A 12989-nucleotide genomic window follows, 5' to 3' on the forward strand; every position below is an offset into this window, starting at 1 on the left:
CGCGGCGCTCGCCACCGGAGCGCTGGCGCCGGCGGCGCGGCTCGCCACCGTCGCCGCGGGGACCGCGGTCCTCGCGCGGCGGGCGGCTCTCGCGACCACCCTCGGAGGAGGAAGGTGCGGCGGCCGCGGCCGGCGCCTCCTCGCCCTCGGGGCGGACCTTGTCGAGGTAGATCTTGCCGCGGCCGTCGATGTCCGCGATGGACACCTCGACCTTGTCGCCGACGTTGAGGAAGTCCTCGACCTTGTCGACCCGCTTGCCGTCGCCCACCTTGGAGATGTGCAGCAGGCCGTCGCGGCCCGGGAGCAGCGAGATGAACGCGCCGAACGCGGCCGTCTTGACGACCGTGCCGAGGAACTTGTCGCCGACCTTGGGCAGCGTCGGGTTGGCGATCGCATTGATCCGCTCGACCGCGGCCTCGGCCGACGGGCCGTTGGTCGCGCCGACGTAGATCGTGCCGTCGTCCTCGATCGAGATATCGGCGCCGGTCTCGTCCTGGATCGCGTTGATCGTCTGGCCCTTGGGGCCGATCACCATGCCGATCTTGTCGACCGGGATCTTGACCGAGGTGACGCGCGGGGCGTACTCCGACATCTCGGCCGGAGCGGCGATCGCGTCGGCCATCACGCCGAGGATCGTCGCGCGGGCGTCGTGCGCCTGCTGCAGGGCGGCCGCCAGCACGTCCGACGGGATGCCGTCGAGCTTGGTGTCGAGCTGCAGCGCGGTGACGAACTCGCTGGTGCCGGCGACCTTGAAGTCCATGTCGCCGAACGCGTCCTCGGCACCCAGGATGTCGGTCAGCGCGACATATTGCGTCTTGCCGTCGACCTCGTCCGAGATGAGGCCCATCGCGATGCCGGCGACCGGCGCCTTCAGCGGCACGCCGGCCTTCAGCAGCGACAGCGTGGAGGCGCAGACCGAGCCCATCGAGGTCGAGCCGTTGGAGCTCAGCGCCTCGGAGACCTGGCGGATCGCGTACGGGAACTCCTCGCGCGGCGGCAGCACGGGCACGAGCGCCCGCTCGGCCAGCGCACCGTGACCGATCTCGCGGCGCTTCGGCGAGCCCACCCGGCCGGTCTCACCGGTCGAGTAGGGCGGGAAGTTGTAGTTGTGCATGTAGCGCTTGGTCTTCTCGGGCGAGAGGGTGTCGAGCGCCTGCTCCATGCGCAGCATGTTGAGCGTGGTCACGCCCAGGATCTGGGTCTCGCCCCGCTCGAACAGCGCCGAGCCGTGCACCCGCGGCAGAACGCCGACCTGGGCGCTCAGCGGGCGGATGTCACGCGGGCCGCGGCCGTCGATGCGGATCTGCTCGCGCAGCACCCGCTGGCGCACCTCGGTCTTGGTGACCGAGCGGAAGGCGGCCGAGATCTCCTTCTCGCGACCCTCGAAGCGCTCGTCGAGCAGCTCGTGGGCCTTGGCCTTGACCAGGTCGAGGGCCTCTTCACGCTCCTGCTTGGCAGCGATCTTGAGGGCCTCGGCGGTCTCCTCGCGGACGGCCTCGGTGACGGCGGCGTAGACGTCGTCCTGGTAGTCGAGGAAGACCGGGAACTCGACGGCCGGCTTGGAGGCGATCGCGGCCAGCTCGCTCTGCGCGCGGCAGAGCTCACGGATGGCCGGCTTGGCGGCCTCGAGGCCGCTCGCGACGATCTCCTCGGTCGGCGCGGCGGCGCCGCCCTGGATCAGCTTGATCGCGCCGGGGGTGGCCTCGGCCTCGACCATCATGATCGCGACATCGCCGTCCTCGACGACCCGGCCGGCGACCACCATGTCGAAGGTGGCCCGCTCGAGCTCCTCGTGGGTCGGGAAGGCGACCCACTGGCCGTCGATGTGCGCGACCCGGGTCGAGCCGATCGGGCCGCTGAACGGCAGGCCCGAGAGTTTGGTCGACATCGAGGCGCCGTTCATGGCGACGACGTCGTAGGGGTGGGCCGGGTCGAGGGCGAGCACGGTCTCGACGACCTGGACCTCGTTGCGCAGGCCCTTGGTGAAGGACGGGCGCAGCGGCCGGTCGATGAGGCGGCAGGTGAGGATCGCGTCCTCGCTCGGGCGGCCTTCGCGGCGGAAGAACGAGCCGGGGATGCGGCCCGCGGCGTACATCCGCTCCTCGACGTCGACGGTGAGCGGGAAGAAGTCGAAGTGCTCCTTCGGCGCCTTGCTGGCCGTGGTCGTGGAGAGGACGACGGTCTCGCCCAGCTGGACGACGACCGAGCCGGCGGCCTGCTTGGCGAGCCGGCCGGTGGAGAAGGTGATCTCACGGGTGCCGAACGACCCGTTGTCGATCACCGCGGTGCGGGAGTCGGTCCCGAGAGCAGTCTGCTCTGTCATGTTGGTGCGGTACTCCTTCGTCGAGGACCCGGGGAGTCTGGCCGGTCTTCGATCGAAGTGCCCAGGAGTTTCTGCCTGGGAACCACTACCGAGGACCGGGGTCCGGGTCCGTGGGTTAAAACGCGGGGGAGCGGCCCGCAGGCCACTCCCCCGTCAAGTCATCGACGCAGGCCGAGCCGCTCGATCAGCGAGCGGTAGCGCGCGATGTCCTTCTTCTGAACGTAGTTGAGCAGTCGGCGGCGGCGGCCGACCAGCAGCAGCAGGCCGCGCCGGCTGTGGTGGTCGTGCTTGTGCACCTTGAGGTGCTCGGTCAGGTCGGCGATCCGCTTGGTGAGCATCGCGACCTGGACCTCGGGGGAGCCGGTGTCGCCGTCCTGCGCCTTGTACTCGTCGATGATCTTGGTCTTGGTCTCTTGATCGAGCGCCATGTTCTCCGCAATTCTGTGTTGCCGGCTGTAAAGCCTCCGCACCCGCGGCGTCGGGCAGGCTCGCGGAGGCACGAAAAATTTGGCGTGGGATATTCCAACGCCTCTCCCACCTTACCAGCCGGTCAACTCAGCAGCGCGCGGGTCTCTTCGACGTCCTGCCGGATCTGCGCCACCAGTGGTTCGATGCCGTCATATCGACGCTGCTCGCGCAGGTGGGCGACGAAGTCGAGGGCGACCCGCTCGCCGTAGAGGTCGCCGGCGAAGTCGAGCACATAGGCCTCGACCCGCCGCTCCTGCCCGCTGAACGTCGGGTTGGTCCCGATCGAGACGCTGGCCGGCAGCCGCCCGGCATGCTCACCGCCCCGGATCAGCCAGGCCGCGTAGACCCCGTCGGCCGGGACCGCCGCATAGCGGTGGACCATCAGGTTGGCGGTCGGGAAGCCGAGCTCGCGCCCGCGCTGATCACCGCGGACCACCACCCCGCCGACCTGGTGCGGCCGCCCGAGGGCGGCCGCCGCGGCACGTACGTCCCCCGCGTCGACACAACTGCGGATGTACGTCGAGCTGAACACGAGTCCGTTGTCGGAGACCAGCGGCGCGTCCTCGACCGTGAAGCCGAACGACCGGCCCAGCCGCTCGAGCAGCGGCACGTCACCGGCCGCCCTGTGCCCGAACCGGAAGTTGTCGCCGACCACCACGACCGCCGCGTGCAGCGCCTCGACCAGCACGTCGTGCACGAACGCATCCGGTCCGAGCTGGGAGAACGCCGGAGTGAACGGCTGCACGCAGAGCGCGTCGACGCCGAGCTGCTCGATCAGCTCGGCCTTGCGCACCGGCTCGGTCAGCACGGCCGGGTGCGACCCCGGGCGGACGACCTCGGAGGGGTGCGGGTCGAAGGTCATCACGACCGACTGGAGGCCGAGGTCGCGGGCGCGCTTCACGGCGTGCCCGATGATCGCCTGGTGCCCGCGGTGCACACCGTCGAAGACCCCGATCGTGACGACGGAACGGCCCCATCCGCCCGGCACCGACTCATATCCGCGCCAACGCTGCATGGGGACAGCGTATCGGCCTCCCCACCCGACCGAAACGGTACGATTGGCACCGATATGCCCATTGGCTGGAGTGCCCTCGTCCTGCTCGCGGCGGAACTGACCTTCACGGTCCTCTTCCTTCGCGCGCTCGGCGGCTACCTGCGCAAACGTGACCCGATGTGGCGCGACGTCACGCTCGTCTTCCTGCCCTGCACGGCCCTCTTCGGGGTCGATCTGGCCCGCCGGGCGAGCGGCGGTAACCTGCCGCCCTGGATCGGCGTCACGGCCAGTGCGATCCTGCTCACCCAGCCCTACCTGACCGTCCGGCTGGCCGGGCGCCTGCGGCGGGTGCCGCGGTCGGTGCACTGGCTGATGGTCGCGGCGTACGGGGCGATCGCCGTCCCGATCGTGCTCGCCCCGCGACCGCTCGACCAGCATGAACTGGTCTCCATGATGGTCGCGTTCTCGCTGAGCGAACTGGTCGCGGCCCTGCTGTTGTGGGACAAGGCGCTCACCCGTACCGGCGCCAACCGGGCCCGGCTGATCACCGCGGCGCTCGCCACCATCGTCTTCGGCACCATGATCGTTTTTATCGGGCTGGGTGCGATGCCGCACGCCAACCCGTCCCTGCCGACTGTCAGCCGGGTGCTGGCGCTGGTCAGTGGGCTCGGCTACCTGGTCGCCTTCGTGCCGCCCCGCTGGCTGCGCCGGATGTTCTCGTCCTCCGCGGCCCAGACGATCACCGAACGGCTCCTGCGGGCCCCGGTCGAGTCGCCCGAACAGGTCTGGCAGACCTACGTCGAGATCATGCGGGTGCAGACCGGCGCCGACGCGGTCGCCGTGCTGATGCCCCGGGCCGACGGGCAGCTCAGCCAGGTCGCCTTCGCCGGTCCGCCGATCCCCCGGCCCGAGGGGATGAGCGGGGCCGACCTCACCGCGCTGATCCGGGCCGGCCAGCCGGCCCGCGTGCGCGAAGGCGACCCCGCCCTGGTCGCGCACTACGGCGACGACCTGGGCGACGACTTCATCACCGTGCTGAGCATGCCGGTGCCGCCCGACGTCGAAGGCGCGGTCCTGCTCTTCAACTCGCACCGCACCCTGTTCAGCGACGACGACCTGCGGCTGTTCGCGGCCCTCGGCGGGCAGGCCGGGGTGCTGGCCGAGCGCCAGGCGGTGCTCGACGCGCAACGCCGGCTCGCCACCGAGCTGGGCGTCTCGGTCGAGGCGCTCACCCGGGCCAACCAGGCCAAGAGCGCGTTCCTGGCCAACATGAGCCACGAGCTGCGCACCCCGCTCAACGCGATCATCGGGTTCAGCGACCTGATGCGCATGGAGGAACCGGAGGGCGACCGCCGCAAGGTGCCGGCCGAGTGGGTCGAACACATCCACACCAGCGGCCGCCACCTGCTCGGCCTGATCAACGACATCCTCGACCTGGCCAAGGTCGAAGCCGGTCGCCTCGAGCTGCGCCTCGCCCCGCTGCGGGTCGACACCGCGGTGCACGAACTGCTGACCGGCCTGACCCCGCTGTTCACCACCAAGCAGATCACCGTCGACACCACGCTGCTGCCGGCGACCGCGCTGGCCGACCGGGTGCGGTTCCGGCAGATCGTCGAGAACCTGCTCTCCAACGCGATCAAGTTCACCCCCGAGGGCGGAACGGTCGCGGTGATCGTCCAGGCGTCCGAGGACCAGGTCTTCGTCTCGGTCGCCGACACCGGGGTCGGCATCGACGAAGCCGACCAGGCCCGGATCTTCGAGGAATTCCAGCAGGTCGGCGACCCCGACCGGCAACGGGCGGGGACCGGGCTGGGCCTGGCGCTCACGCGCCGGCTGGTCGAGGCGCACGGCGGCGAAATTCTCGTACGCTCGGAGCCCGGCGCGGGCAGCGTCTTCACCGTACGCGTCCCGGCCGCCCCCGTGATCCGCTCGATGCCGCCGCCCGGTCACGCCAGCGATCCGGGCGACGTCGCGAAAGGGCAGCCCTACGTGCTGCTGATCGAGGACGACCCGCAGGCCGCCGAGCTGATGTGCACGCAGCTGAACCACGCCGGCTACCGGGTCGACGTGGCCGGCGACGGTGAGACCGGCCTGTCCGCCGCCCGCGCCCACGCTCCCGACGCGATCGTGCTCGACGTCGCGCTGCCCGACATCGACGGCTGGGAGGTGCTCCGCCGGATCAAGGCGGACGACCGGCTCGCCGGCATCCCGGTCTTCTTCGCCAGCATCATCGACGACCCGGACGCCGGGATCGCCCTCGGCGCGAACGACTACTTCGTCAAGCCGATCGACCAGGCCCGCCTGCTGCGCGCGCTGGCCGCGGCGATCGCCACCCGGCCCACCCCGCGGGTGCTCGTGGTCGACCACGACGACGCGGTCCGCCAGGCGATCGAGGAGGGCCTGCGGGCGGGCGGCGCCGACGTGGTGGCCTGCGCCGACGGGCGGGAGGGCCTGGCGATGACCCGCCAGGGCGAATTCGACCTGATCGTCTGCGACATGCAGTCGCCCGAGGTCGACGGGTTCAGCCTGCTGGCCGCCATCGAACGGGAGCCGGCCACCCGGCACACCCCGGTGCTCGGCCTGAGCGCGGCCGCCCTGGTCGACCGCTCCCCCCGCGACACCGGACCGCTGGTCGCCACCGCGATGGCCGGCGGCGTGGTGGCCGACGCCATGGCCGGGGGACCGGGCTGGGAGAACCTGGCGCCGCTGCTCGGCGCCCGGCCGGTCTCGCCGGCCCAGGACCCGAATCGGAAGGCGCCACCGCCCGGTACCCGGCCGGTCTCGCCGGCCCAGGAACCCAATCGGAAGGACCCCCGGTGACGAAAATCCTCCTGGTCGAGGACGAGGAACTGAACCGCACGCTGGTCAAGGCGGTGCTCGCCCGGGCCGACGTGGCCGCGGTGCGGGAGGCGGCCGTGGTCGACGCGTTCAGCCTCGCCTCGGCCCGCGAGAAGCTCGGCACCGAGGAGGTCGACCTCGTGCTGCTCGACATGAACCTGCCCGACGGCAACGGGCTGAGCCTGGCCCGCGAACTGGCGTCGGCCGACATGCCCGGCGGCCGCCGGAGGCCGGCCGTGGTCGCGGTGACCGCCAGCGTGCTCCCGTCGGATCGCGCCGCCGCGCTCGAGGCCGGCTGCGACGGCTTCCTCGACAAGCCCTACGCCGCCGCCGACCTGGTCGCGACCGTAGCCCGCCACCTGCCCCCGCCTTAGCCCGGAGCGAGGACGATCTCGGCGCGGGCTCGGCCGTCCTTCTCCGAGACGATCGCCAGCAGCTCGCCGGACGGCGCGAACACGGCGTACGGCCCCTGAATGCCGACCGGCGTGAGTGGCCCGCCGTGGCTGAGCACCCGGGCCTCGTCGGCCGAGGCCTCGCGCGGGGGGAAGTTCTGCCGCGCGGCCTCGGCCATCGGCAGCGAGACGACGTCGGGTGCCTTCTCCTCCAGCTGCTCCAGCGTGAGCGCCTCGGCCAGCGTCATCCGGCCGACCGCGGTGCGCCGCAGCGCGGTCAGGTGCCCGCCGACCCCGAGCGTCCGGCCGAGGTCGCGGGCGATCGCCCGGATGTAGGTGCCCGACGAGCACGTGACCTCGATGTCGACGTCGATGACTCCACGGCCCTCGGCGGTCACCGTGTGGCGCAGGTCGAGCACGTCGAGCCGGGAGATCGTGACGCGCCGGGACGGGAGCTCGAACTCCTCGCCCTCGCGAACCCGCTTGTACGCCCGCTTGCCGTCGATCTTGATGGCGCTGACCGCGCTCGGCACCTGGTCGATCTCGCCCCGCTGGGCCTCCAGACAGTCCTGAACGGCGGCGTCGGAAACGCCGTCGACCGGGCAGACCGTCGTGGTCTCACCCTCGGCGTCGTCGGTGATCGTCGACTCGCCGAGCCGGATCGTCGCCGCGTAGCTCTTCCCTTCGCCGACCACATAGGTGAGCAGCCGGGTCGCCCGGTTGACGCCGATGATCAGCACGCCGGTCGCCATCGGGTCGAGCGTGCCGGCGTGCCCGACCCGGCGGGTCCTGGCCAGCCGCCGGATGCGCGCCACCACGTCGTGCGAGGTCATCCCCGCCGGCTTGTCCACCACGATGAGCCCGTCCGCTGTCACCCGCCCACCCTGCCAGACCGGCTCCACCGGGTGCCCTATCGGGTGGCTCCGAGCACCGCCCACCGGGCCGACCTCCACCGCCAGACCATCGTCACGAAGCGGATCAGGATGAACAGCGTGAGCCCGGCCCAGACCCCGCGGATGCCCAGGTCGAAGCCGTAGGCGAGCCAGATCGCGGGCAGGAAGCCGAACACCGCCGAGGCGATCGTGATGTTGCGCATGTAGCGCACGTCGCCCGCCCCGATCAGCACGCCGTCGAGGGCGAAGACCACCCCGGCGAACGGCATCATCCCGATGAACCAGGGCCAGATGATCGCGGCCTGCTCGATCACCCCGCGGTCGCCGGTGAACCAGCCCGGCACCACGCCCGCCCCGGCCAGCGCGAGCAGGGCGAACGCCACCCCGGCCACGCCGCCGGCGATGGTCACCCGCCGGGCGACGTCCCGGGCCAGTGCGCCGTCGGACGCGCCGAGGGCGGCCCCGACCAGCGACTGCGCCGCGATGGCGACCGCGTCGAGGACGAGCGAACTGAAGAACCAGAGCTGCAGAGCGATCTGGTGGGCACCGACCGAAGCGACGCCGAAGCGGGCCGCGACCGCGGTCGCGGAGACGAAGCAGGCCTGGAAGGCGGCGCCCCGGATGAACAGGTCGCGGCCGAGCACCAGCTGGCGCCAGATCACCCGCAGGGTCGGCCGCAGTTCGCCGGCCGCGCGCACGAGCGCGACCAGGAACGATCCACCGGAGACGGTCTGGGCGACCACATTGGCGACCGCGGAACCGGTCAGGCCCCAGCCCACCGGATAGACCAGCAGGGGGCAGAGGATCGCGGAGAGCACATTGGCGCCGAGCACGAACAGCAACGGGCGGCGGGTCTCCTGCACACCCCGCATCCATCCGTTGCCGGCCGCCGCGAGCAACAGCCCGGGCGCGCCCAGCGAGGCGATGCGCAGCCAGCCCGCCGCCGCATGCGCGGTGGCGGCGTCACCGGCCAGGGCCCCGGCGATCGGTCCGGCCAGGACCTGCGCCGACAGCGCCACGAGTACGCCGCAACAGAGCGCGAGCCACGACGCCTGAACGCCCTCGGCGATCGCCCCGGCCCGGTCACCGGCCCCGAATCGGCGGGCCGACCGCCCGGTCGTCCCGTAGGCGAGCAGGGTGCCGAGCCAGGCCGCGGCCGACATGACCGTTCCGCTGACCGCGACCGCGGCCAGGGGCACGCGGCCGAGGTGCCCGACCACCGCGGTGTCGACGAGCACGTAGAGCGGCTCGGCGGCCAGGACCACCAGGGCGGGGAGGGCGAGTTGGGCGATCCGCCGCGCGGTAGCCGGGGTCTGCTGGGCCGGCTTCTGCTGGGCCGGCTTCTGCTGGGCCGGCTTCTGCTGGGCCGGCTTCTGCTGGGCCGGCTTCTGCTGGGCCGGCTTCTGCTGGGCCGGCTTCTGCTGGGCCGGGGTCTGTGGGCCGGCCGTCGGTGCGTCAGACCGGGTCTCGGGTTCCGAGGTGGGTGTCGGCTGGGCAGGCGGGCTCATGGTTACCCATGATGCCCGCCCAGCCGTAAGGAGTGCAACGGTCGTGAGACCTTACTGACGCGTGTCCATCGAGGTCTGGAGCGCCCGGCGGGCCTGCTCACGGGCGTCGTCGCTGGACTGAGGCTTCGGCTTGGCAGCCATGATGTGTTTCCTTCCACACGGTGGGCGTCGGCACGCAACGGCGCGCGCCCCAAGATCGGTCGAGCGGGGCGTCACAGTGGCCGGTCCGGGATCGCCGGACGTCTGGCGAGATGACGCAGCCCAGGTGGGTGAACCCGGGTGGCTCGAGGCAATCGCTTCGGGCGATGGTCACGGCCCGAACGAAAACCAAATCACCGTTCAGGTCCCCAAACTATCGTTCAGGTCCATGAGGTGATGCCTAGTTCCCACGAACCGGGATAACGACCGGCTCACGCGGAAGTGGGCCGCCCCGTCCGGGACGACCCACTTCCGACCGCATCACATCCGGTCCCCGCTAGATCAGGCACGACTCCAGCTGGTCGCGCACCGCGACGACCACGTCGCCCGGGGTGCCGTAACCGGTGAAGCCGGCCGCCAGGCGATGACCGCCGCCGCCGAACGCGACCGCGACCCGGCTGACGTCGACCGCACCCTTGCTGCGCAGGGAGACCGCCCACTCGCCCGCGGCCAGCTCCTTCACCACCACGGCCACGTCGGCCTCGGCCACGCTGCGTACGGGGTCGATCAACGTGTCGAGAACGTACGGCCGCTGGCCGTGCCGTTCGAGATCGGCCAGCGTGGCGTACGTCCAGACCATGCCCCGGCCCCCGGCGGCGGTCGGGTCGAGAGCGGCCCGGCCGAGCACCTCGCCGACCAGCTTCATCGCCCCGAAGGGGCGGGTGTCGAAGATGCGCCGGGAGATCGCCCCCGGGCTGATGCCGGTCTCGATCAGGCGCGCGGCCAGCTCGTGCACGGCCGGCGTGGTCAGGTCGAACTTGAACGAGCCGGTGTCGGTGGAGAGTGCCACGTAGAAGCACTCCGCGATCTCCCGGTCGAGGGCGACCCCGAGCCGGCTCAGCAGCCCGTCGGCCACCACCGACGTCGCGGCGGCCCCCGGGTCGACCAGGTTGACCCGGCCGAACCCGGTGTTGGACGCGTGATGGTCGAGAGCGACCACGCACGGCGCCGGCGGGAGCAGCTCGACCAGGGCGCCGAGGCGCGACTCGGCGGCCACGTCGAACGTCATGACCAGATCGGCGTCGGAGAACGCCTGCTCGTCCGGGACCAGCAGGTCGCGCCCGGGCAGCGTCTGATAGGGCTCGGGCAGCTCGAACGGCCCCGGGAAGGTCGCCCGGAGCCGGGTGAAGCCCAGCCGGCGCAGCCCGAGGGCGAAGCCGAGCATGCTGCCCAGCGCGTCGCCGTCCGGGTTGACGTGGCAGATGAGCTGGATCTTGTCGCCGTCGTCACCCGGCGTGAGCCCGCGGACCGCCTCGACGGCCGCGGACCACTGCGCGTCGGTGACTCCCCCCGCCGAGCCGGAGGCTGGCGTCACCCGAGGTCCTCGGCTGCGCCCACGCGTTCGGCGTCGGTGCCCTCGTCCTCGTCGTCCTCGTCACTCTTGTAGGGGTCGGGATCGCCCGCGTACTGCTTGCCGGAGGCTAGCCGCTGCACCTCTTCGTCGCGGTGGCGCGCCTCGGCCAGCAGGTCGTCGATCTCCTTGGCGTGGTCGAGCACGTTGTCGAGCACGAACGCCAGGCTGGGTGAATGGCGCAGGCCGAGCGCGTGCCCGACCCGGGTGCGCAGCATGCCCTTGGCGCTCTCCAGCGCGGCCTGGGTGCCCGCCTGCTCGGTCGCGTCGCCGAGCACGGTGTAGTAGACCGTCGCCTCGCGCAGATCGCCGGTGATCCGGGCGTCCGTGATGGTGACCATGCCGAGCCGGGGGTCCTTGATCTCCCGCACCAGCGATGCCACCAGCTCACGTACGCGCTCGGCGTGCCGACGCGTCTTGGCCGGGTCCGACATATCGCCCACCTCCGACTATGGTCCCAGCGGGGCCGCGACGGGCCCCGCCCAACTGCTGAAGCCTACCCAGGTCGCGTTGCGACCGAACGTCCCGGCGGCCCGGCCCCGCGGCCGCCGGCCCCTCTCAATCCTCGTCGCCGTAGAGCCGCCGCTTCACCGACAGCAACTCGATCTCGGGGCGGCCGGCCATCTGGTTCTCGCAGGTGTCGATCACCGCCCGGGCCTGGGCGGCCTCGGCGGCCACCACGGCCACGCCGAGCTGCGCCCGGCCGAGCAGGTCGTGCATGCCCACCTCGGCCGCGCTGACCTCGTATTTCTTCAGCATCGCGAGGATCGGGCGGACATAGGAACGCTTCTGCTTGAGCGACTGCGAGTCGCCGGGCAGCAACAGATCGAAGACAGCAATCTCGGTAAACATCGCCTGGCAGGGTACTGCCAGAGGGCGTGCGGTTTCACCTGGGTTTGCGAGCCACCACGACGTCCCGCTCGATGCCCTGGTCGACCCGGTGCTCCAGCGGCAGGTGCTCGACGATCTCGAGGCCGTTGGCGGCCAGGATGTCCTCGGCCAGCTCGCGGCGCGCGACCTTGGTGTTCCAGGAGAGCCCGAGGGCGGCACCCGGCCGCAGCAGGGGCAGCCACTGCGGCACGGCGCGTTCGAGCAGGTCGAGGGGCCGGCGGGACAGGCCGCCCTCGTCGTAGCTGGCGTGGGCCACGCCGTACGGCAGGTCGGTGACCAGCACGTCGGCGACGCCGCCCCGGATCAGCCCGTCGAGCTGGGTGGTGTCGCCCTGGATGACCGTGACCTTCTGCACCGCCCCCGCCTTGTGGTCGTCCTTGCTGGCCGCCATCGTGACCTCGAGCCGGCGGGCGGCCCGGCGGCCCTGCCGGCGCACCGGCACGAGCTCGGCGGTGTGCTTGAGCCGCTTGCGCTTCAGCCAGGTCTGCAGGAACAGCTTGTACGCCTCGACGTCCTTCCCGTCGATCTCCACCCCGACCGCGTCGTAGCCGTACATGAGGGCCTGGTTGAGCGTGGTGCCCCGGCCGCACAGCGGGTCGAGGACGGTCAACTGCCCGTCGAGCATCCGCTCGGCCGAGGCGGAGGCGAGCACTGTGAGGTTCAGAACGAGCTTGGTGAACTGCTCGTTGGTCTTACCCGCGTACTTCGGGATCGTGATCAGGTCACTGTCGTAGCGCCCCAGCGGCGTCAACTCGACCGGCCGCAGCAGATCGCCCTCCTTCTGGAAGAGCGCATAGGCCGACGACAGGTTCGACACGTACGCGATGTCGCGCGCGCTCAGCTCACTCTCGAACGCGAGGTATTCCACCCCGCCGATCCGGGTCGGCGCGACTTCGGAGATGTCCGCCGAGAGCACCCACGAGAAGGCGGCGAGCTCGGCCACCGCCAGACGAGACGCCTGGTCGGCATAGACGCGGTTGGCGGACGGGGCGAGGAGTAGGGCGTACGCGGGCATGGCCGCCATTTTGGCAGGCAGCCCGACCCACGACGGCAGGCGGCCCCCCCGCGGGAGCCCCCGGGGCCCCCGGTATGGCCCCGCCCCCGACGCGCGGGGGGGCGCGCCAAACGCAGGT

General features: G+C 71.6%; 11 protein-coding genes. 2 read left to right on the forward strand and 9 right to left on the reverse strand.

Annotated elements, in window-relative coordinates:
* The 3 genes from AB0M88_RS50725 to AB0M88_RS50735 all read right to left on the reverse strand — a co-directional run.
* The coding region (locus AB0M88_RS50725) for a polyribonucleotide nucleotidyltransferase (protein WP_364115093.1) at positions 1 to 2323 on the reverse strand (2323 nt) is incomplete at its 3' end.
* Between the two features lie 158 nt (positions 2324 to 2481).
* The gene (rpsO, locus tag AB0M88_RS50730; protein WP_364115095.1) at positions 2482 to 2751 is read right to left on the reverse strand and encodes a 30S ribosomal protein S15; all 270 of its coding nucleotides are present in this window, start codon (positions 2749 to 2751) and stop codon (positions 2482 to 2484) included.
* 122 nt (positions 2752 to 2873) lie between these two features.
* Entirely contained in the window at positions 2874 to 3806 is a 933-nt protein-coding gene (locus AB0M88_RS50735) for a bifunctional riboflavin kinase/FAD synthetase (protein WP_364115097.1), read from the reverse strand.
* A gap of 54 nt (positions 3807 to 3860) precedes the next feature.
* On the opposite strand from AB0M88_RS50735, the gene AB0M88_RS50740 reads away from it, so the two are divergent.
* On the forward strand, positions 3861 to 6605 hold the full coding sequence (locus tag AB0M88_RS50740; protein ID WP_364115099.1) for a response regulator: 2745 nt from the start codon (positions 3861 to 3863) through the stop codon (positions 6603 to 6605).
* Entirely contained in the window at positions 6602 to 6997 is a 396-nt protein-coding gene (locus AB0M88_RS50745) for a response regulator (protein WP_364115101.1), read from the forward strand. Before AB0M88_RS50740 ends, AB0M88_RS50745 begins: the two co-directional genes overlap by 4 nt.
* Here the strand turns inward: AB0M88_RS50745 and truB are convergent.
* The 6 genes from truB to AB0M88_RS50775 form a co-directional block, all read right to left on the reverse strand.
* Positions 6994 to 7890: a tRNA pseudouridine(55) synthase TruB gene (gene truB, locus AB0M88_RS50750; protein WP_364115103.1), complete on the reverse strand. Its 897-nt coding sequence runs from the start codon at positions 7888 to 7890 to the stop codon at positions 6994 to 6996. The genes AB0M88_RS50745 and truB overlap by 4 nt on opposite strands.
* Positions 7891 to 7925: 35 nt before the next feature.
* The gene (locus tag AB0M88_RS50755) at positions 7926 to 9416 is read right to left on the reverse strand and encodes an MATE family efflux transporter (RefSeq protein WP_364115105.1); all 1491 of its coding nucleotides are present in this window, start codon (positions 9414 to 9416) and stop codon (positions 7926 to 7928) included.
* Between the two features lie 475 nt (positions 9417 to 9891).
* Complete coding sequence (locus AB0M88_RS50760) at positions 9892 to 10929, reverse strand: bifunctional oligoribonuclease/PAP phosphatase NrnA (RefSeq protein WP_364115107.1); 1038 nt, start codon at positions 10927 to 10929, stop codon at positions 9892 to 9894.
* Positions 10926 to 11399 (reverse strand): 30S ribosome-binding factor RbfA, encoded by a 474-nt coding sequence (gene rbfA, locus AB0M88_RS50765; RefSeq protein WP_364115109.1) that lies wholly within the window; start codon positions 11397 to 11399, stop codon positions 10926 to 10928. The genes AB0M88_RS50760 and rbfA overlap by 4 nt, the downstream gene beginning before the upstream one ends.
* Positions 11400 to 11523: 124 nt before the next feature.
* Positions 11524 to 11817: a DUF503 domain-containing protein gene (locus tag AB0M88_RS50770; RefSeq protein WP_364115111.1), complete on the reverse strand. Its 294-nt coding sequence runs from the start codon at positions 11815 to 11817 to the stop codon at positions 11524 to 11526.
* Positions 11818 to 11851: 34 nt separating this feature from the next.
* Positions 11852 to 12871, reverse strand: a complete 1020-nt coding sequence (locus AB0M88_RS50775) for an SAM-dependent methyltransferase (protein ID WP_364115113.1) — start codon at positions 12869 to 12871, stop codon at positions 11852 to 11854.
* Positions 12872 to 12989: the final 118 nt, after the last annotated feature.

Origin of the sequence: Actinoplanes sp. NPDC051411 (genome assembly GCF_040682075.1) — a bacterium.
Lineage (GTDB): Bacteria > Actinomycetota > Actinomycetes > Mycobacteriales > Micromonosporaceae > Actinoplanes.

Bases quoted from the DNA above. Each gene is read 5' to 3' on its own strand.
- rbfA (WP_364115109.1), bottom strand. From the start codon at position 11,399: ATGTCGGACCCGGCCAAGACGCGTCGGCACGCCGAGCGCGTACGTGAG.
- AB0M88_RS50740 (WP_364115099.1), top strand. From the start codon at position 3,861: ATGCCCATTGGCTGGAGTGCCCTCGTCCTGCTCGCGGCGGAACTGACC.
- AB0M88_RS50755 (WP_364115105.1), bottom strand. From the start codon at position 9,416: ATGAGCCCGCCTGCCCAGCCGACACCCACCTCGGAACCCGAGACCCGG.
- AB0M88_RS50775 (WP_364115113.1), bottom strand. From the start codon at position 12,871: ATGCCCGCGTACGCCCTACTCCTCGCCCCGTCCGCCAACCGCGTCTAT.
- rpsO (WP_364115095.1), bottom strand. From the start codon at position 2,751: ATGGCGCTCGATCAAGAGACCAAGACCAAGATCATCGACGAGTACAAG.
- AB0M88_RS50735 (WP_364115097.1), bottom strand. From the start codon at position 3,806: ATGCAGCGTTGGCGCGGATATGAGTCGGTGCCGGGCGGATGGGGCCGT.
- AB0M88_RS50770 (WP_364115111.1), bottom strand. From the start codon at position 11,817: ATGTTTACCGAGATTGCTGTCTTCGATCTGTTGCTGCCCGGCGACTCG.